Origin of the sequence: Massilia sp. BSC265 (assembly GCF_000740675.1) — a bacterium.
Lineage (GTDB): Bacteria > Pseudomonadota > Gammaproteobacteria > Burkholderiales > Burkholderiaceae_D > Telluria.
This window is the reverse complement of sequence record NZ_JPXI01000042.1, coordinates 159,840-179,437: the sequence shown is the minus strand read 5'-3', so window position 1 is coordinate 179,437 and position 19,598 is coordinate 159,840. Positions and strand designations below refer to the sequence as shown.

Annotated in this window: 18 protein-coding genes; 5 read left to right on the top strand and 13 right to left on the bottom strand. The window is 65.3% G+C overall.

Annotated features, from left to right (window positions below):
• Nucleotides 1-5 precede the first annotated feature (5 nt).
• The 3 genes from MA09_RS21830 to rarD all read right to left on the bottom strand — a co-directional run bounded on the left by MA09_RS21830 (nt 6) and on the right by rarD (nt 3,339).
• Entirely contained in the window at nt 6-539 is a 534-nt protein-coding gene (locus MA09_RS21830; RefSeq protein WP_036253098.1) for a transposase, read from the bottom strand.
• Nucleotides 540-705: 166 nt separating this feature from the next.
• Complete coding sequence (gene ettA / locus MA09_RS21825) at nt 706-2,373, bottom strand: energy-dependent translational throttle protein EttA (RefSeq protein WP_036253096.1); 1,668 nt, start codon at nt 2,371-2,373, stop codon at nt 706-708.
• Nucleotides 2,374-2,460: 87 nt separating this feature from the next.
• Nucleotides 2,461-3,339 carry an EamA family transporter RarD gene (gene rarD, locus MA09_RS21820; protein ID WP_036253095.1) on the bottom strand — a complete coding sequence of 293 codons (879 nt, stop codon included), beginning with the start codon at nt 3,337-3,339 and terminating at the stop codon, nt 2,461-2,463.
• 155 nt (nt 3,340-3,494) lie between these two features.
• Here rarD and MA09_RS21815 point away from each other — a divergent pair, with 155 nt between their 5' ends.
• From MA09_RS21815 to MA09_RS21800, 4 genes are all read left to right on the top strand, one after another.
• A complete protein-coding gene (locus MA09_RS21815) occupies nt 3,495-5,372 on the top strand; it encodes a potassium transporter Kup (protein ID WP_036253093.1) in 1,878 nt (625 codons plus the stop codon).
• 160 nt (nt 5,373-5,532) lie between these two features.
• Nucleotides 5,533-5,973 carry an FKBP-type peptidyl-prolyl cis-trans isomerase gene (locus MA09_RS21810; RefSeq protein ID WP_036253091.1) on the top strand — a complete coding sequence of 147 codons (441 nt, stop codon included), beginning with the start codon at nt 5,533-5,535 and terminating at the stop codon, nt 5,971-5,973.
• Nucleotides 5,974-6,435: 462 nt separating this feature from the next.
• Complete coding sequence (locus tag MA09_RS21805; protein WP_051933692.1) at nt 6,436-7,425, top strand: HAF repeat-containing protein; 990 nt, start codon at nt 6,436-6,438, stop codon at nt 7,423-7,425.
• 189 nt (nt 7,426-7,614) lie between these two features.
• Nucleotides 7,615-8,679: a DUF3466 family protein gene (locus MA09_RS21800; protein ID WP_051933691.1), complete on the top strand. Its 1,065-nt coding sequence runs from the start codon at nt 7,615-7,617 to the stop codon at nt 8,677-8,679.
• A gap of 24 nt (nt 8,680-8,703) precedes the next feature.
• Here MA09_RS21800 and MA09_RS21795 read toward each other — a convergent pair whose 3' ends face one another.
• From MA09_RS21795 to MA09_RS21755, 9 genes are all read right to left on the bottom strand, one after another.
• Nucleotides 8,704-9,156: a GNAT family N-acetyltransferase gene (locus MA09_RS21795; RefSeq protein ID WP_036253089.1), complete on the bottom strand. Its 453-nt coding sequence runs from the start codon at nt 9,154-9,156 to the stop codon at nt 8,704-8,706.
• Nucleotides 9,157-9,195: 39 nt separating this feature from the next.
• Nucleotides 9,196-10,209: an acetylpolyamine aminohydrolase gene (locus MA09_RS21790; RefSeq protein ID WP_036253087.1), complete on the bottom strand. Its 1,014-nt coding sequence runs from the start codon at nt 10,207-10,209 to the stop codon at nt 9,196-9,198.
• 19 nt (nt 10,210-10,228) lie between these two features.
• Entirely contained in the window at nt 10,229-11,839 is a 1,611-nt protein-coding gene (gene gshA, locus MA09_RS21785) for a glutamate--cysteine ligase (RefSeq protein ID WP_036253085.1), read from the bottom strand.
• Between the two features lie 78 nt (nt 11,840-11,917).
• On the bottom strand, nt 11,918-13,726 hold the full coding sequence (locus MA09_RS21780) for a DUF885 family protein (RefSeq protein WP_081897749.1): 1,809 nt from the start codon (nt 13,724-13,726) through the stop codon (nt 11,918-11,920).
• Nucleotides 13,727-13,798: 72 nt separating this feature from the next.
• Nucleotides 13,799-14,638, bottom strand: coding sequence for a peptide chain release factor N(5)-glutamine methyltransferase (gene prmC / locus MA09_RS21775; RefSeq protein WP_051933690.1), 840 nt, complete (start codon nt 14,636-14,638; stop codon nt 13,799-13,801).
• A complete protein-coding gene (locus MA09_RS21770) occupies nt 14,635-15,111 on the bottom strand; it encodes a disulfide bond formation protein B (RefSeq protein WP_081897778.1) in 477 nt (158 codons plus the stop codon). Before MA09_RS21770 ends, prmC begins: the two co-directional genes overlap by 4 nt.
• 205 nt (nt 15,112-15,316) lie before the next feature.
• Nucleotides 15,317-16,393, bottom strand: a complete 1,077-nt coding sequence (gene prfA, locus MA09_RS21765; RefSeq protein ID WP_036253083.1) for a peptide chain release factor 1 — start codon at nt 16,391-16,393, stop codon at nt 15,317-15,319.
• An 81-nt stretch (nt 16,394-16,474) separates the two neighbouring features.
• A complete protein-coding gene (gene hemA / locus MA09_RS21760) occupies nt 16,475-17,755 on the bottom strand; it encodes a glutamyl-tRNA reductase (RefSeq protein WP_036253080.1) in 1,281 nt (426 codons plus the stop codon).
• 115 nt (nt 17,756-17,870) lie between these two features.
• Nucleotides 17,871-18,560, bottom strand: coding sequence for a response regulator transcription factor (locus MA09_RS21755; RefSeq protein WP_036253078.1), 690 nt, complete (start codon nt 18,558-18,560; stop codon nt 17,871-17,873).
• Between the two features lie 214 nt (nt 18,561-18,774).
• Between MA09_RS21755 and MA09_RS21750 the strand changes: the two genes are divergently transcribed.
• Nucleotides 18,775-19,290, top strand: a complete 516-nt coding sequence (locus MA09_RS21750; protein WP_036253076.1) for a hypothetical protein — start codon at nt 18,775-18,777, stop codon at nt 19,288-19,290.
• A gap of 56 nt (nt 19,291-19,346) precedes the next feature.
• Here the strand turns inward: MA09_RS21750 and minE are convergent, their stop codons facing one another.
• A complete protein-coding gene (gene minE, locus MA09_RS21745) occupies nt 19,347-19,598 on the bottom strand; it encodes a cell division topological specificity factor MinE (RefSeq protein WP_036253074.1) in 252 nt (83 codons plus the stop codon).

The following is a 19,598-nucleotide window of genomic DNA, read 5'->3' as shown; positions in this document are numbered from 1 at the left end:
GTATTTTACAACCTTGCGTAGCCGTGCGACTGCGGCCGGTGCACCCAGGGCGGCACGATCAGTTCCGGCGCCGGCATCGCATGCCCGGCGCTGACGAAGCGGTGTAGCGAGGACCATGGCCATTCGCCGGGATGGCTGCAGAAGCCGTGCCGGACCGCATCGAGGTGGGTGTAGTCGACCAGGGCGGCGTACTCGTCGTCGTCGCCGACGCGGTAGTGCTGGTAGTGGCGCTCCCAGATGGTGCCGTCGCCCGTCTCCGCCACCGTGGACTTGCGCAGCGCTTTGGAAAAGGCGATCTTGACCGCGCGCCAGCGGCTCGAGCAGTCGTGGTCGCCTGGCGGCAGCGTCCACATCGCATGCGCATGGTCCGGCAGGACCACCCAGGCATCGACATGGAAGGGCTTGCGCCCGCGCGCCAGGCGCATGGCTTCGCCGAAGGCGGAGATATGGTCTGTCAACAGGGTGCTGCCGCGTTCGAGCAGGCGCACCGTGAAAAAAAACGTCCCGCCCGGGACGCGGTTGTTGCGGTAATCAATCATAGGCTCCGTCAGTCCGTCCCTTGCAAAGGCTGCGGACATTCCAGGCCATCTGGCCCAATCACTGAAGATTTTACACACGGCGCTTAGTTAGCCGCGTTCGTTTCCGGCAATAAAAAGCCCCGCAACGCGGGGCTTTCCTTTACGAAACAAACACTTACTGCTGAGCTCAGCTCGACAGCGGCTTGTAACGGATACGCTTCGGCTTGGCGCCTTCCTCGCCCAGGCGCTTCTTCTTGTCGGCTTCGTATTCCTGGTAGTTACCGTTGAAGAAGGTCACCTGCGAATTGCCTTCGAAGGCCAGGATGTGGGTCGCGATACGGTCCAGGAACCAGCGGTCGTGCGAGATCACCATTACGCTGCCGGCAAACTCGAGCAGGGCGTCTTCCAGCGCGCGCAGGGTTTCCACGTCCAGGTCGTTCGACGGTTCGTCCAGCAGCAGCACGTTGCCGCCCTGCAGCAGGGTCTTGGCCAGGTGCAGGCGCCCGCGTTCGCCACCCGACAGGTTGCCGACCACCTTCTGCTGGTCCGCGCCCTTGAAGTTGAAGCGACCCAGATAGGCGCGCGACGGCATTTCGAAGCGGCCCACGCTCAGCATGTCGGCGCCGCCGGTGACGTCCTCGAACACGGTCTTGTTGTTGGCCAGCTCATCGCGGTGCTGGTCGACCAGCGAGACCTTGGCGGTCTTGCCGATGACGACTTCGCCGCTGTCCGGCTGCTCTTTGCCGGCGATCATCTTGAACAGGGTCGACTTACCGGCGCCGTTCGGGCCGATGATGCCGACGATCGCACCCGGCGGCACGGTGAAGGACAGGTTGTCGATCAAGAGGCGGTCGCCGAAGGCCTTCGAGACGTTCTTGAACTCGATGACTTCGTTGCCCAGGCGCTCGGCCACGGGGATGAAGATCTCCTGGGTCTCGTTGCGCTTCTGGTATTCGTATTCGCTCAGCTCGTTGAAGCGGGCCAGGCGCGCCTTCGACTTGGCCTGGCGTGCCTTCGGGTTCTGGCGCGCCCATTCGAGTTCCTTGGCCAGCGCCTTCTGGCGCGCCGATTCGGTCGCTTCTTCCTGTTTCAGGCGCGCTTCCTTCTGCTCCAGCCACGAAGAGTAATTGCCCTTCCATGGGATGCCGTGGCCGCGGTCCAGTTCCAGGATCCATTCGGCGGCGTTGTCGAGGAAGTAGCGGTCGTGGGTGATGCCCACCACGGTGCCCGGGAAGCGCAGCAGGAACTGCTCCAGCCACTCGACCGATTCGGCGTCCAGGTGGTTGGTCGGTTCGTCCAGCAGCAGCATGTCTGGTTTACTCAGCAGCAGCTTGCACAGCGCCACGCGGCGCTTCTCGCCGCCCGACAGCACGCCGATCTTGGCGTCCCACGGCGGCAGGCGCAGCGCGTCGGCGGCCATTTCCAGCTGCAGGTTCAGGTTGCCGCCATCCGAGGCGGCGATGATCGATTCCAGGCGCTCCTGCTCCTTGGCGAGGGCGTCGAAGTCCGCATCTTCTTCGGCATAGGCAGCGTACACGGCTTCCAGCTTGGCCTGGGCTTCGAAGGCTTCGCCGAGGCCGCTTTCGACTTCCTGGCGCACGGTCTTTTCCGGATCGAGCTGCGGTTCCTGCGGCAGGTAGCCGATGTTCAGGCCGGGCATCGGGCGCGCTTCGCCCTGGATGTCGGTGTCGATGCCGGCCATGATCTTCAGCAGGGTCGACTTGCCCGAGCCGTTCAGGCCCAGCACGCCGATCTTCGCGCCCGGGAAGAAGGACAGGGAAATATCTTTCAGGATCTGGCGTTTTGGCGGGACGATTTTGCCCACGCGGTTCATGGTATAGACGTAATTGGCCATGCTTTAACTCTGGTGTTGTTTAAGGTGCACAGGATACGACAGAACCCGCGCCGGACACAGGATTTTTCTTCCGCCCGGCGCTGGTGGTCAGGTTTTGTTTGCCGACCGACTGCGCCACAGGCCTTCGCCGGCAAACAGCGCCAGCGCGGCCCAGATCATCAGGAAGCCGACCAGGCGGTCGCTGCTGAAGGCTTCGTGGAACAGCCACACGCCCAGCAGGAACTGGATGGTCGGCGACAGATATTGGAGCAGGCCCAGGATCGACAAGGGGATCTTGCGCGCGCCGGTGGCGAACAGCAGCAGCGGGATCGCCGTGATCGGGCCGGCCAGGGCCAGGAGGATGCGGGTCGAGTCCAGCGGCGCATTCAGGAAGGCGTTATCGCCGTTCACGGTCAGCCAACCGACATAGGCCACCGCAAACGGGAACAGCACCATGGTCTCGAAGGACAGGCCCTCGAGCGCGCCGAGCGCCGCGGTCTTGCGCAACAGGCCGTAGCCGCCGAAGGACGCCGCCAGGAACAGCGCGATCCAGGGCACGGTGCCCGACTGCCAGGTAAGCCAGCCCACGCCCAGCGCGGCGATCGCGATCGCGCCCCATTGTGCCGGGCGCATGCGTTCCTTCAGGATGAGGAAGCCGAACATGATGTTCACCAGCGGGTTGATGAAGTAGCCGAGGCTGGCCTCGATCACGTGGCCATTTTTTACCGCCCAGATGTACACCAGCCAGTTGGCCGAGAGCAGGAAGGCCGAGGCGACGAAGCTCCGGAACACGCGTGGCTGGCGTACCTGGGCCAGCCATTTCCACTGGCGCCGGAAGGCCAGCACAAGAAGAAGAAAAGCGAGTGACCACAGCACCCGATGCGCCAGGATCTGGACCGGTGGCACGTCGCCCAGCGCAAGAAAATAAATGGGGAACAGGCCCCAGGCCAGGAAGGCGAGGGCGGCGGACAGGATACCGGAACGCATGGGAAAAGGAGGGCGATTGCTGGGTTGACATTATCCCCGATGCGCCATTTCTCTGCAGGCGCGGGCCGCTTTTTAGCGGCATACGAAATCTTCTTGCAATTTTCCAGTTGTTATTTTATGGTGCGCTGCACCAAGAACAAAACAATGGTGCAAACTTGAGTACCGAGAACAAGAAAAGCAGCGTTGCCACGCTGACGCTGGCCGCCATCGGCATCGTCTACGGCGACATCGGCACCAGCCCCCTCTACACCCTGCGCGCGATCTTCGACCACGAGCACGGCCTCCCCCTCACCACCCCCAACATCCTCGGCATCGTTTCCCTGATCTTCTGGAGCCTGACAATCGTCGTCTCGCTCAAGTACGTCACATTGGTGCTGCGCGCCGACAACCGCGGCGAGGGCGGCATCATGGCCCTGATGGCGCTGGCCACCAGTTCGGTGAGCAAGCACTCGCGCTGGCATTTCCCGTTGCTGGTCATCGGCGTGGTGGGTGCGACCATGTTCTACGGCGACAGCGTGATCACGCCGGCGATTTCGGTGCTGGGCGCAATCGAGGGCCTGGAAGTGGCGGCGCCCGGCATGGCGCACTACGTCGTGCCGCTGGCGGTCGTCGTGCTGGTGGTGCTGTACAGCGTTCAGCGCCACGGCACCGCCGGCATCGGCCGATTCTTCGGGCCGATCATGCTGGTCTGGTTCATCACGCTGGCTGTGCTGGGCATCATCAACATCGCCCAGACGCCGGTGATCCTGAGTGCGCTCAATCCCTGGCACGCGCTGCGCTTCATGATGGACAACCAGCTGCTGGCCTTCGTCGCGCTGGGCGCGGTGGTGCTGGCGATTACCGGGGCCGAAGCGCTGTACGCCGACATGGGCCACTTCGGCCGCAAGCCGATCCGCCTGGCCTGGTTCGCGATTGCTTTCCCGGCCCTTGTGCTGAACTACCTCGGCCAGGGTGGCCTCTTGATCAACGACCCGAGCGCAGTCGAGAACCCCTTCTTCCACCAGCTCGGCACCTGGAGCGTGATCCCGTTGGTGATCCTGTCGACCATGGCGGCCGTGATCGCCTCGCAGGCAACCATTTCCGGCACGTATTCGATGACCAAGCAGGCAATCGCGCTGGGCCTGCTGCCGCGCATGCGCATCCTGCACACTTCGGAAAGCGAAATCGGCCAGATCTACATCCCGGCCGTGAACTGGGCGCAGCTCGTTGTCGTCCTGCTCGCCGTGATCGGCTTCGGTTCCTCGGACGAGCTGGCCGGCGCCTACGGCATCGCGGTGACCGCGACCATGATGGCGACCACCATCCTGACCTTCTTCGTCACGCGCTACCGCTGGCGCCTGCCGCTGGTGGTATGCCTGGGCGCGACCGGCTTCTTCCTGGTGATCGACATCCTGCTGTTCTCGTCGACCACCCTAAAGCTGTTCCATGGCGGCTGGTTCCCGCTGCTGCTCGGCACGATCCTGCTGACCCTGATGCTGACCTGGAAGCGCGGCCGCGAGCTGGTGTTCCAGAACCTGGAAAGGCACGCGATCCCACTGGACGCCTTCATGGATTCGCTGTTCGTGGCGCCGCCGGCGCGCGTGCCCGGCACCGCGTTGTTCCTGCGTGGCGAAAGCGACGGCGTGCCGCATGCGCTGCTGCACAATCTCTCGCACAACAAGGTCCTGCATGAACGCGTGGTCTTCCTCACGGTGCACATGCGCGAGGAGCCCTGGGTACCGGTGGAAGAACAGGTCGACGTGGTGGAACTCGGCCACAACTGCTTCCAGCTCAACGTCCAGTACGGTTTCAAGGACGAGCCGGATATTCCCGGCATCCTACGCCAGTGCGGCGGATTGGGCTTGCCCTTCGAGATGATGGAGACCTCGTTCTTCATTGCACGCCAGACCGTGGTCTCGACCCCGGGAGGCGGCATGACACCGTGGCGCGAGCACCTGTTCGCGATGTTGTCGCGCAATGCGCGCGCCGCTGCCGACTACTACCAGATACCGCCCAACCGGGTCATCGAACTCGGCACGCAGGTGGAAATCTAGGCGGCGCATTACAGAAAAATACAAAAGGCGGACAGTCGGCGGACAGACGTCCATGGAGGGCTCGGGTAAGGTTCGGGATTTCGCTGCAAACTTTCCGTACCCTTTTCGTACCCTTTTCGTACCCTTTTCGTACCCTTTTCGTACCCCGAGGATCCGTCCCATGAAACTGAAGTTCCCCCTGATCGCCGCCTTTGTCGCCATCCTGAGCCTGACCGCCTGCGGCGGCGGCGGCGGTGGCGATTCCAGCCCGCCGCCTGTCAACCCGAACAACCCGACCGCGCTGGTCAAGACCGACAACGTCCTCGGCACCGGCGCCGAAGCGGTTGCCGGCAAGACCGCCACCGTGACCTATACCCTGTGGCTGTACAGCGCCACGGCCCCCGACCACAAGGGTACCCGCCTCGAGTCGAACAGCTTTGCGTTTGTCCTCGGTGCACAAGGTGTGATTCCGGGCTTCCAGCAGGGCGTGACCGGCATGAAGGTAGGCGGCAAGCGCACCATCGAGGTACCGGCGAGCCTGGCCTACGGCGAGCGCGGCTCCAACGGCATTCCTGGCAACAATGGCCTGGTCTTCGAGATCACCCTGACCAAGGTCGAGTAAAACCAGTGCTTGCCGGGACCGGGCGCTGTCCCGGTTCTTTTTTTGCGCGCACGCCTGAGCTGGCGCACAGGCCGGGTCCGCTTCATGCCTGAAGCTGCTGATCCCGACAACCTGTCTGTGCGCCATGCGATTCCCTCTTTTCCTTCCTGTCGTCCTCTGCTGTTTTTCCGCCGCCGCCGGCGCGGCGCCACCCCCTGTGCCACCGCCATGCCTGCTGCTGCGCGCCACGCAGGGCGAGCAGGACGGTTGGCTGTTGCTGGCTGGACTGGTCGTGTGCATGGCGGGCCGGCTGGCAGCGCAGCGGCGCAGATGAGTATCTATTACGCCACTGAACAGGAGCACGCTGCGAGCGCGGAAACAGCCTGAAGAAATGAGATTTTGGACATTGATATTCCTCAAACCTGCCGCCTCGGCTATTCGTGATGCTGAAAGTCCTCTTCACTCAAGCATCAAAGGAAAGTCATGCGTCATTCCCTGCTCGTCCTCCTGCTGTCCTCCTCGCTTGCCGCTCCGCTCACCGCGCACAGCCAGCCTTTCTACAAAATGACTTTTCTCCCGCCCGACACCACACCCCACGCCATCGACGCCAGCGGGCGCATCGTGGGCGTCAAGGCCGACGGGCGCGGCTTCCTGTGGTCGCGTGGCGTCCTGGCAAGCCTGGGCACGCTAGGCGGCAGTGGCAGCGTGGCCACGGCCATCAGCGCGAACAGCCAGGTCGCCGGCTCGTCGGATGCGAAGAATGGGGTGTCCCATGCCTTCGTGTTGCAGGGCGGCGCGCTGCGCGATCTCGGCATGCTGAACGGCCGGCCGAGCTTCGGTACGGCCATCAACGCGAGCGGCCAGGTGGCCGGGTATGCGCTGGACCGCAACGGCAATGACCGCGCCTTCCTGTACTCGGGCGGCAAGATGAGCCCGATCGGCAGCCTCGGCAGTGGAGTCGCGCGCGCGACCGGGATCAATGGCGCCGGCACGGTGGTCGGCATGTCCTTCCTGCGCGGTTTCACGTCCCAGCACGCCTTCATGTACACGAAAGGCGTGATGAAAGACCTCGGCACGCTCGGCGGCCCTACCAGCACGGCCGCGGCCGTCAACGAGCGCGGCGAGGTGGCGGGCATGAGTTTTGTGAACGACAACATCCAGCACGCCTTCCTGTATCGCAACGGCGCGATGATCGACATCGGCTCGCTCGGCGGTCCTTATACCGACGCGCGGGCCCTGAACAATGCCGGGATGGTGGTCGGCTACTCGACCCGCGCGGACCACGTGTCCGGCGAGAGCTTCTCGCACGCCTTCCTCTACCGCGACGGCGTGATGCATGACCTGAACGACCTGGTCGCCAAGCGCGGCAGCTGGACGGTGCTCGATGCGGTCGGCATCAACGATGCCCAGCAGATCGCCGCCTATGCCTGCACCCTGTACGGCGAATGCCGCGCGGTGCTGCTCGAACCCTGAGCTTTCCCTCTCCGGCCTTCGGGAAGTGCCGCCTGCATCGGCGCTTCCCGATACCAGCCTGCTTTCGTCAAAAGTGATGCGCGTGCCCGCCTGAGCTAGCGCATGGCCCCCTTTCATGCTTGCCTCAAGCTTGTTATTAACACAGCACAAGGGGCAAGCATGTTAAGAAAGATGACTCGTCGATGCTTAGTGGCGCTGCTGGCCTGTCCAGTCGTGGCACTGGCGGATCCGGTTTACTCGATGACTTTCCTGCCTTCGGGATTCAATGCCACCGCCATGAACAGCTCGGGCCGTATTGTCGGCAATACCAGCGAGGGCGTGAGCGTCTGGGATGGCGCTTCCCTCATCAATCTCGGACTCGGAGCGAACAGCTATGGCTACGCGATTAATGGCCGTGGAGACGTTGCCGGCGCCTTAGGAAGTTGGGGATACGGCCAGCCCTTCCTCTATACATCGGAGGCGATGCATCACGTGGGGCCCGTGCTCGACGATGTTCAGGCCGGGCGGGCGAACGGCCTGAACGACCTGGGTCAGGTAGCCGGCGAGTACGCCACGTTCGGGGGGGACCAGCACGCCTGGGTGGACGCGCACGGCACCATCACCATGCTCGGCACCCTGAGCGGCAGGGTAACCTGGGCCGCTGCGACCGCGATCAACAACCGCGGACAGATCGTGGGCGGCTCGACCTATGTCGGGGCCGATTCGATCTACGCCGGGCACGCTTTCCTGTACCAGGACGGACGCATGCAGGACCTCGGCACACTGGGAGGGGAGGAAAGTTTCGCAACCGATATCAACGATATGGGCCAGGTCGTCGGGTGGTCCTACGACGAAACAGGGGACACGGTTCCCTTCCTCTACACCGGAGGTTCGATGCGCTCGCTGGGACCCTTAGACCGTTACAACTACGTGAAGGGCGAGGCCTGGGCAATCAACAATGCCGGCATGGTGGTCGGCTGGTCCCAACTCTGGGCAGACGAACGGACTGCGTTCTTGTACATGGACGGAAAGATGACCGACCTGAATCAGTTTGTCGAAGGCACCGACGGCTGGCAGGTGGTCGAGGCCTACGACATCAACGACGCCCAGCAGATCCTCGGCAAGGCCTGCCGCGACGGCGAATGCATGTCGGTACGGCTGGACCTGGTCTCCGCGGTACCCGAGCCGGGCAACTATGCGCTGCTGACGGCAGGTCTGGTCCTGCTGGCTGGGTGGCGCAAAACGGGCAAGCGGGAAAGCCTGCGCTTTTCCTAGCGTGCCCGCGCAGCGTCGGCCGCGCTAGCGCAGCATGTCGATGTGCATGATGCCGTCTTCGTCGTAGGGGGCGGAAACGGTCTCGAAGCCGAAACCCTGGTAGAACTTTTCCAGGTATTGCTGGGCGCCGATGCGGATGCGGTGCCCCGGATAAAGCGTTTCGGCGCGCGCGATGCCCTCAAGCAGCAGGGCGCGGCCGGCGCCGCTGCCGCGCGCGGCCTTGGTCGTGATGACGCGGCCAAGCGACATCTCCTCGTACTTCACGCCCGGGCCGAGCACGCGCAGGTAGGCGGCTAGTTGGCGCTTGCCGTCGACCGTGCGCCAGCCCAGCAGGTGGTGCGCCACCGGGTCGAGCCCGTCGATGTCGGGGTAGAGGCAGGTCTGCTCGAGGATGAACACGTCCTGGCGCTGTGCGAGCACTTCGTACAGCTCGGCTGCGGTGAGGTCATTGAAATGGGAGAACTGCCAGTCGATCATGGGATAGTCGGATTGGTGAGGAGCCGCGCGGCGGGATGCTCACGCGGCGGTTTCGAAACCTTCGAGGATGCTGACGGCGCCGTTGCCGTTACCGGTGCTGCCGCCCTCGAACATGAAGGCGGCGGGCAGGCCGAGATGGGCGATGCGTTCGCCGATGCGCAGGAAGTCGCCGGCCTGCAGGCCGAAGCCCGGTGCGAACGCGCCCAGCGAGACTACCAGGGCCTCGGGCCGGAACATGGCCAGCTTGACGCAGGCCGTCTCCAGCGCCGCGAACCAGGCGCCGCTGCCGCACTCGGGGGAAAGCGGCAGGTTCATGTTGTAGCCGAGCCCCGCACCCGTACCCTGTTCACCGGCATGGCCGGCATAGTAGGGATAGGCCTGGCGCGGATCGAGGTGGATTGACACGTACAGCACGTCATTTCGTGCATAGAAGACGTCCTGGGTGCCGTGGCCGTGGTGGGGCGCGATGTCGAGGATCGCCACGCGTCCCAGGCCGTCGTCGAGCAGGTGCTGGGCTGCCAGCGCGGAATTGTTCAGGAAGCAGCCGCCGCCGAAGCCCTCGGCGCGCGCATGGTGGCCCGGCGGGCTGGTCAGCGCGAAGCTGCCGCGTTCGCCCACGCGCAGCGCGTGCGCGGCATTGATGGCGCAGTCTGCGCCGGTTTTGGCTGCACTCCAGGTGCCGCCGGTGATCGGCGTGCGGCTGTCGGAAGCGAACAGGCCGAGGCGCGCCAGGAAGTCGTCCGGTTCGGGCTCGGCCGGCGTGCCGCGCGGCGGCCACAGGGCTGGCAGCAGCGGCTTGCCGGCAAGGGCTGAGGCAGCAGATTCCAGCGCGCTCCACGCGCTCCATGCCGTGCGCAGGAAGTGCAGGTAGCGCGGCGAGTGCACGCGCTCGAGCGAGACCAGCGGCACGCCGTGCGGGGTGACGATGCGTCCCAGGCCGCGCCGCTCGAACTCCGCCAGCGTCAGCGAGACGGCGTCGGGCTGCTCGTCCCACGGCGACGGCGTACCGCTGACAGGCTGCTGGGCGTGGTGTTCGTTGTAGAACGTGAGCATGCGCGGGATTGTGCCGGCCTCAGTGGTTGCCGCACAGGGTACTGCTGTTGTAGGCAGCCACGAAGTCGTCGAAGCTGCCGGTGTCCTGCTGCTCGATCGCGGCCTGCTCGGCCAGCGATTTCTGGGCCATTTCGTCGAACAGCGCTTCCTCGGCCGGCATCAAGGGGCTTTCCCTGAAGCTGGCGGCATGCAGCGCGCTCTGGCGCAGGCCGAAGGCGGCGGCCGAGCCGAGGCTGCGGATCTCCTCCAGCACCCGTGCCGACGGAGTGAGCGCCGGGTTGATGACCTTGGCCTTCTGCAGGTTGAGCGAGGACTCGTGCACATTGCCTTCGTTGTGCTGGTCGTCCAGCAACTGCGCCACCGGGCGGATGCGCTCGATGAGCTCGAGCGCCCAGTCCTTGAGCGGCACCTCATTGCCGTCGCGGGTGAGGTTCAGGGCCGGGTCGCGTCCTTCCTTGACGGTGCGGGCGAAGTTGCGCGCGTGGACCTGGCCTTCGTGGGCGCTGATCAGGGGGCTTTCCTCGAAGGCGCAGAACAGCAGGAAGGCGTCGAGGAAGCGGCCGGTTTCCAGGCTGATGCCGACCGGCTCGAAGGGGTCGACGTCGAGGCAGCGCACTTCGATGTACTGGACCCCGCGGTTGCACAGGGCCTGCACCGGACGCTCGCCGGTACGGATCACGCGTTTCGGGCGGATCGTCGAGTAGTACTCGTTCTCGATCTGCAACACGTTGGTCGACAGCTGGATCCACTCGCCGTCCTTCCTGGTGCCGAGCGCCTGGTAGGGTTCATAGGGCGTGTTCACGGCGGCCATCAGGCTGGTGACGTAGCTTTCCAGGCTGTTCTCGTGCGGGCGCAGGCCGGCCTGGGCGTCGTTCTGGTAACCGAGGTCGCTCATGCGCAGGCTGGTCGCGTAGGGCAGGTAGAGCGTGTCGTCGGACAGCGTTTCGAGCCGGTGCGGACGGCCGCGCAGGAAGCTGGTGGTCAGGGCCGGGGTGGCGCCGAACAGGTACATCAGCAGCCAGCTGTAGCGCCGGAAGTTGCGGATCGTCGCGATGTAGCTCTCGGATTGGAAGTCGCGCAGTGCATTGCGGCGTTCTTCGGCGATGCCTTCGCTGGCGGCCACCAGCTGCCACAGTTTTTCCGGCAGCGAGTAGTTGTAGTGGATGCCCGAGATGCACTGCATCGCCTTCCCGTAACGCAGCGCCAGGCCGCGGCGGTACACGTGCTTGAGCATGCCGATGTTGGAGGTGCCGTACCAGGCGATCTCGATGTCTTCCTCGGGCGGCAGTTCGCCCGGCATCGAGACGCTCCACAGCATCTCATCCTTCAGGCGTGCATGCGCAAAACGGTGGATGGCGTCCAGGTGGTTCAGCACCACGGAGATGTCGTGCTCGGCCGGCGTGATGAATTCCAGCAGGGTTTCGGCGTAGTCGGTGGTGATCTGCGGATGGGTCAGTGCTGAACCGAGCTCGACCGGATGCGGGGTCCGCGCCAGGTGTCCGTTGCGGTCGACGCGCAGGGTCTCGCGTTCGATGCCGCGCAGGCCCTGGCCGAGCAGGGCGCGGTGGTCGTCGTCGTCGAGCAGGGCCAGGCGGCGCTGTAGTTGGTTCGGCTCCGGTTGCTTACCCACAGGTGTTTCCTTTCTATACTGCCAAATTCGATTGGAGCAGAGAGTAACCGAAAAACGCCGAGTGCGTTGGCGACCGCCTCATTCTTTCCGGGAGCTTGAAGGGGCGGGGGCGGGCGATGCCGCTTTGGCCGTATTGACTGCTTTCGCGGCCTCCTGTTCTGCCGCGATCCAGCGCTCGACCTGGCGCTGGAGCTCGTCCAGCGGCAGGGCGCCGCCGCCCAGCACGGCGTCGTGGAAGCGCCGCAGGTCGAAACGCCGGCCCAGCAGGGTAGCGGCGCGCTCGCGCAGCGCGGCAATGCGCAGCTGGCCGATCTTGTAGCCGAGCGCCTGCGCCGGCTGGGCGATGATCCGGTCGACTTCCGCCTCGTTATCCGGCGGCGGATTGGCCGTGTGGGTGTTCAGGTAGTCGATCGCCCCCTTGCGCGACCAGCCCAGCGTGTGGATGCCGGTGTCCACCACCAGCCGCGCCGCGCGCAGCATCTCTTCGTTCAGCTGGCCGAAATGCGAGAAGGGATCATTGAAAAAGCCCAGTTCCGGGCCGAGGCCCTCGGCATAAGTGGCCCAGCCCTCGCCGAAGGCCTGGTACCAGGCGTGGCGGCGGAAGGCCGGCAGTTGCGGACCCAGTGCCCGGGCACGCGCCACCTGCAGGTGGTGGCCCGGCAGTGCCTCGTGCAGGGCCACGCTGTCGACCTGCCAGACCGGCCGCGCACCCGGCTGCGACACGTTCACCACCAGCGCGGCGCTGCGGCTGTCGCTGCCGCCTTCGTAATAGGCGAGCGGCTGGCCAGCGCCGTCCATCGACATCGGTTTGACCGCGATGCCGGCCTCCGGCACCGTTGCCACCACCCGCGGCAGCCGCGCGCTTGCGCGCGCCAACGCCTTGCGGTAGCGGGCCAGCAGGGCTTCCTGGTTCGGGAAGAACAGGCGCCGGTCGGTGCGCGCGAACACCAGGAACTGCTCCAGGTTGCCGCGAAAACCGGTGCGCGGCACCAGCGCGGCCATCTCCGCGCGCAGGCGGGCGACTTCCCGCAGGCCGATCGCATGCACCTGGGCCGGCGTGAGGCGCGTGGTGGTGGCATGGCGCACCAGGAAGGCATACCAGTCCGCCCCGCCGGGCAGGCTTGAAGCGCCGATGGTCTCGCGCGCCGCCGGCAGGTACTCGGTGCGCACGAATTCCTCGAGCCGGTGCAGGGCCTGGGCGCTATTCGCCAGCGCCGAGATGCCGTCCACCAGCAGCCTTTCCCTCGCTTCCGGCTCGATCGTGGCGGGGATGCGCAGGAAAGGGGCGAACAGCGCGCCCGCGGCGATCTCTTCGTGCAGGGTATGCAAGGCCGCCGGGACCGGCGCCATCACCGTCTTCGGCACGGTCCAGCCGGCGGTCATTCCGGCGCGCAGCTGCTCGACCAGGCCATCCACGTGCGCGGGCAGGGCGGCAAGGCGCGCCAGGTAATTGCGGTATTCAAGCTCGCTTGTAAAGGGCATCGCCGCGACCAGCCGCGGCAGGCGCACGTGCAGTCCGTCGACGCCGCTGAGCGGCTGCGGGTCGAAGGCCGTGAAGGCGTTGGCCGCGAGCATGCGTTCGCGCTGGGCAATGAACAGGTCGTAGGAAAGCCGATCCTGGCCCTCGAGTTCCGCGCGGTCGAGCTGGCGTATTTCGGCGAGGACTTCGCGCGTGTGCTCGATGGCGGCGGCGCGTGCGGCGAGCGTGGTGTCGCTCAGTAGAGCGTCGAAGCGGTGTTCGCCGATGGCGGTCGCAAACTCGGGCTGCTGGCGCAGCTGCCACTGCCATTCGCGCTCGAACAGCCGGCGTGCGCTGTCGACCGTCGTGTCGGCGGCGCCGCAGACGAAGGGAGCGAGCAGGACGATCGAGGCGAAGAGTTTGCGCATGCCGGGCCCGGGAAATGGAAACAACCAGCGGGGCTGGTCATTTTAGCAAGACTGTTTTCGGGGGCGCGCCCGTCAGGATATCCGGCCGCCACTGACGCGTTCGATGCCGGCCAGGTCGCGCCAGCTCTGCACGTCGAGGAAGCCGCGCGCCGCCAGCAGGCCGCGCACGGCCTCGGCCTGGTCGTAGCCATGCTCGAGCAGCAGCCAGCCGCCCGGCGTGAGGTGGTCGGGGGCGCCGGCGATGATGGTCCGCAAGGCCGACAGGCCGTCCGCATGGTCGGTCAGTGCGCCGACGGGTTCGAAGCGCAGGTCGCCCTGCGACAGGTGTTCGTCGCCGGCAGCGATGTAGGGGGGATTCGAGGCGATGAGCTCGAAACCTTCGTGCTTGACGGCCGAGAACCAGTCGCTCTGCAGGAAGCGCACCGTCACGCCGTTGGCCGCGGCGTTGGCGCGCGCGATGGCCAGCGCCTCTTCGCTGAGGTCGAGCGCCGTCACGCTTGCGTCCCTGCGGCTGTGGGCGCAGGCCACGGCGATGGCGCCGCTGCCGGTGCCCATGTCGAGCAGGCGCCCCCCCGGCGGCAGGCGTTCGAGGCTGAGCTCGACGATCAGTTCGGTGTCGGGGCGCGGGATCAGGACGCCCGGGCCGACCCGGAAGGGCAGCCCGAAGAATTCGCGCTCACCCACGATGTAGGCGATCGGTTCGCCGCCGAGGCGCCGCTGCACCAGCGCATCCAGGCGCGCGGCTTCGTCATCCGTGAGGGCGCGTTCGGACTGGGTGATCAGCGCCACCCGCGACACGCCCAGCGCGTGGCACAGCAGGATGCGGTTTTCCAGCGGATCAAGCGGCAACGAGCGCGGCACGGCGGCCAAGAGTTGCCGGATGGTCGCGCCGGCCTGTACCACGTAGGTCATGCGTGTTTCTTGCGCAGCAGGACGAAGGCCAGCAGCACGGTCAGCACCACGAACCAGATCGCCGACCACTGCGGGATCGCCAGGCCCATGATGCCGTCGGTGGCGCCTTCGCACAGGCCGTCGGCGCGGAACAGCCAGGGCAGGTATTCGGCGGTGGGGATCTTGTTGAGGAAGGTCTCCATCGGATCGATGCCGCAGGTGAAGCCCGGGTTGGCGATCACGTACAGGTGCTTGCCGACCGCATACAGGCCGCCCAGCGCCGCCAGCAGGGCCAGCGCCGTGCCTTCGCGCACCTTGCCGCTGATGGCCGCCACCAGGCTGGCCACGCCGACCGCCAGGAACATGTAGCGCTGGATCACGCACAGCGGACAGGGCAGCATGTCGTGGGCGTGCTGCAGGTAGAGGGCGACACCGATCAGGGCGAAGCAGATCGAGGAGATGGCGAACAGGATCTGGCGATTGGAGGGCAGCATCATGGTTGTTATAGGTGTGGTACGAAGACGGGCAATTCTCGCATGAAGCCCGCAAGGCTACTTAATACAAGCTTAATCGCGCTTTGCTTAACCTAGGGTGGGCAGGTTCCCTGCCCACGCGTTCAAACCAGATTTGAACAGACGCGATGCGGTTTATCGTCGGACAGTTGAACGCGTGGGCGGGAGGCCCGCCCACCCTACAACATCAATCGCCCAGCGCCGCCAGCAGCTCCGCCTGGTGCTCGGCCGCCAGCGCATTGGTCAGTTCGAGCAGGTCGCCGTCCATGATGAAGTCCAGCTTGTACAGGGTCAGGTTGATGCGGTGGTCGGTCAGGCGGCCCTGTGGGAAGTTGTAGGTGCGGATCCGTTCGCTGCGGTCGCCCGAGCCGATCAGGCTCTTGCGGGTGGCCGCTTCCTTCGATTGCTGCTCGCGCAGCTGCACGTCCTTGATGCGCGCCGCCAGCACCTTCAGCGCCTGCGCCTTGTTCTTGTGCTGGCTGCGGTCGTCCTGGCATTCCACCACGATCCCGGTCGGCAGGTGGGTGATGCGCACCGCCGAATCGGTCTTGTTGATGTGCTGGCCGCCGGCGCCGGAGGCGCGGTAAGTGTCGATGCGCAGGTCGGCCGGGTTGATGTTCACGTCCTCGACCTCGTCGGCTTCCGGCATCACGGCCACGGTGCAGGCCGAGGTGTGGATGCGGCCCTGAGTCTCGGTGGCGGGAACGCGCTGCACGCGGTGGCCGCCCGATTCGAACTTCAGCTTCGAGTACACGCCGTTGCCGATGATGCGCACGATGATTTCGCGGTAGCCGCCCAGGTCCGAGGGCGACTCCGACACCAGCTCGACCTGCCAGCGGTTGCGTTCCGCGAAGCGGGTGTACATGCGCAGCAGGTCGCCGGCGAACAGGGCCGATTCGTCGCCGCCGGTGCCGGCGCGGATCTCGAGGAAGATGTTGCGCTCGTCGTTCTCGTCCTTCGGCAGCAGCATTTTCTGCAGCTCGAGGTCAAGGGCAGCCAGGCGCGCTTTCGCGTCCTCGATTTCTTCCTGGGCGAAGTCCTTCATCTCCGGGTCCTGCGCCATTTCCTGGGCAGCCGCGATGTCCTCCTGGGCCGCCTCGTATTGGCGGTACAGGGCGACCAGCGGCGACAGCTCGGCGTGCTCGCGCGTCATCTTGCGGTAGCTGTCCATGTTGGCGGTGGCGCCTTCGGACATGAGCAGTTCGTCCAGTTCGACGAGTCGGTTGGCCAGTTGGTCCAGCTTGGCCAGCATGGATGGTTTCATGGTGTGCGATGGAGTCTAGGTAGCCGCGGGGCGGCCGGGATACATCCCATGGCGGGATGCATGACAAATGGAAGAGGGCCGCTAACGGCGGCCGCGGAACAGCTGGGGCAGCAGGCTGGCAAGGCGGGCGCGCTCGTCACCCTGGGCATGGTGCAGCGCCTGCTGCGGGCCATGCAGGAACTTGGCGGTCAGGCCCTTCGACAGCGCTTCGAGTACGGCCTCCGGATCGTCGCCGCGCGCCAGGAGTTTACGCGCGCGTTCGAGTTCGGCCAGGCGCAGCGCCTCGCTCGACTCGTGCAGGTCGCGGATCACCGGCACCACGGCGCGGTCGCCGACCCAGTGCATGAAGGACTGCACGCGCGTCTCGATGATGGCTTCGGCCTGGGCCACGGCGGCCTGGCGGCTCTCGATGCCGGTCTGGACCACCTGCGCGAGGTCGTCCACGGTGTACAGGAACACGTCGTCCAGGCGCGCGACTTCGGGCTCGATATCGCGCGGAACGGCCAGGTCGACCATGAATACCGGACGGTGGCGGCGCGCCTTGACCGCGCGCTCGACCATGCCGAGGCCAATCAGGGGAAGGGTCGAAGCGGTGCACGAGATCACGATATCGAAATGCTGCAGGCGCTCGGGCAGGTCGGCCAGGCGGATCGCCTGGCCGTTGTAGCGCGCGGCCAGCGCCTCGCCGCGCTCCATGCTGCGATTGGCGATGGTGACGGATTTCGGGTTCTGGGCCGCGAAGTGGGCGGCGCACAGTTCGATCATCTCGCCGGCGCCGATGAACAGTACGTGCTGGTCGGCGATGCGATCAAAAATGCGCTGCGACAGACGCACCGCGGCAGCTGCCATCGAGACACTGTGGGCGCCGATCTCGGTGGTGCTGCGCACTTCCTTGGCCACGGCGAAGCTGCGCTGGAAGAGCTGGTGCAGGTAGGTGCCCAGGCCGCCGGCTTCCTCGGCGGTGCGCACCGCGTCCTTCATCTGGCCCAGGATCTGCGGCTCGCCCAGCACCATCGAATCGAGGCCGGAGGCGACGCGGAAAGCGTGGCGCACCGCGCTATCCTGCGGCAGCATGTAGAGATGCGGGCGCAGTTCGGCGAAATTCAGTGCGTGGTAGTGGGCCAGGAACTGGGCCGAGGCGTCGAGCGGATTGGCGATGTCGCTGGCCGCATACATCTCGGTGCGGTTGCAGGTCGACAGGATGGCCGCCTCGTTGCCGGCAGCCCCATGCGAACCCTGGCGCGCGAACCAGCTGCGCGCCGCCTGTACCGCCTTGCCGAGCTGGTCGGGCGCGAGTGCCAGCTGCTCGCGCAGCGAGACCGGGGCGGTCGTGTGGTTCAGGCCAACGGCAAGCAGTTGCATGGTGGGACGAGGGTCAAGGGGTATGCACCCATTATACCCTTACGCGAGAAGGGTTTCAGCGGGCGGCCGGGGCCGGCCGCCCTGTTAGCGCAATGCTATTACTTGCTCCTTGAACTTACGCGCCCAGCTTTTCCAGACGGTAGCCGTAGCTGTACACCGGCACCAGGCGGAAGCCGTTCTCCGGGCGCAGGCTGAGCTTGTTGCGCACGCGCGAGACATGGGTGTCCATGGTGCGCGAAGGCACGTCGGTATCGCGCACCCACACGGATTCATGAATGTAGGCGCGCGACAGCGGGCGGCCGATGTTACGGAAGAACAGCAGCGCCAGCGAGAATTCCTTCTGGGTGACGTCGATGATCGAACCGTCCTTGAGCAGGCGCCCCGGGCGGGTTTCGAAGGTAAAGGGACCGAACTGCAGCTGCTCGGCGCTGTTCTGCGACGGGTAGGCGCGGCGCAACAGGGCCGATACGCGGGCCACCAGCTCGCCGCGGCGCAGCGGCTTGACCAGGTAATCATCGGCGCCTGCAGTGACACCGGCGATGATGTCGTCCTCGGCATTGTTGCCAACAAGGAAAATAACCGGCGCACTGGCTGCCATCTTTTCCTTGGCACGGCGCAGCACCTCGGCGCCTTCCATGTCGGGGACGTTCCAGTCCATGACCAGCATGTCGGCATTTTCCTTGCGCAGTTGCGCGAGGCATTCCTTGGCGCTGTCGTATGGCTGGCAGCTGTGGCCTGCAGCGGTCAGCACCTGGCTAATGAGTTCAGCCTGGCTGCGGTCTTGTTCGAGAACGGCGATCTTCATAGGACATCTACTGGTAAGGTTGCCTTTGTAGGAAGGCTCCTACAAGGGTTAAACCGAATATAGCAGACTTTCACAAAATAGCGCTACAGCAAATTGACGAATTTTCGTCAGGAAATACGGTTCTGTTGTGTTCAGGCGAACGCGGGGCCGCGCTACACTTGTCCATACGAAGTAACCGGGAGGCGATATGTGGTTTCGAAGCAAAAGAAAAGACATGGCCGCGACCGAAACGCCGGCTGTGCCGGTGCACGGAGCCGAGATCGAGCTGGCGCGCGAGCGTTGCCGCAAGATGGTGCGCAAGCGGGCCATGGTCTCGGCCGGGGTGGCGGCGGTGCCGCTGCCGGGCGTGGACGTGCTGTCGGACCTGAGCACCTTCACGCTGCTGGTGGAAGAGGTCAACAAGGAATTCGGCCTGAGCCAGAAGCAGATCGAGCGCCTGCATCCGCGCCTGCGGATACTGGCCTACCAGGCAGCGGCCTCGGTCGGCGGCATGCTGGTCGGGAAACTGGTGACGAAGCGATTGGTGCTGGTGCTGTTCAAGCGTGCCGGGGTGAAGATCGCGGCCAAGACGGTGGCCAAGGTGGTGCCGATCGCGGGGCAGGTGGCGTCGGCGGCGATCGGCTTCGCGCTGTTCAGCAAGATGGGTTACCAGCACGTGGAAGCCTGCGCCAAGGTGGCGCGCGAGTTGCAGCAATTACGGATGACCGATGCGGGAACCGCGTCTGGATAGTCTGGATAAACAAATGCCCGCTCAAGCGGGCATTTGTTTATAGAAACATGGGGCCATCAGGCATCCGGCAGTACCACGTTCACATCGAGCACTTCCAGGTTGCCCTGGCGGTCGAGCGAAATCTTGATGTCGTCCGGGTTGACCCTGGTGTACTTCGAAATCACCTCGATCAGCTCGCGGTGCAGGGCCGGCAGGAAGTCCGGGCCGGCGCGGTTGGTGCGCTCGCGGGCGATGATGATCTGCAGGCGCTCCTTGGCTGCTGTCGCGCTCTTCTCTTTTTTCGGAAAGAGGAAATTGAGCAGTGGCAT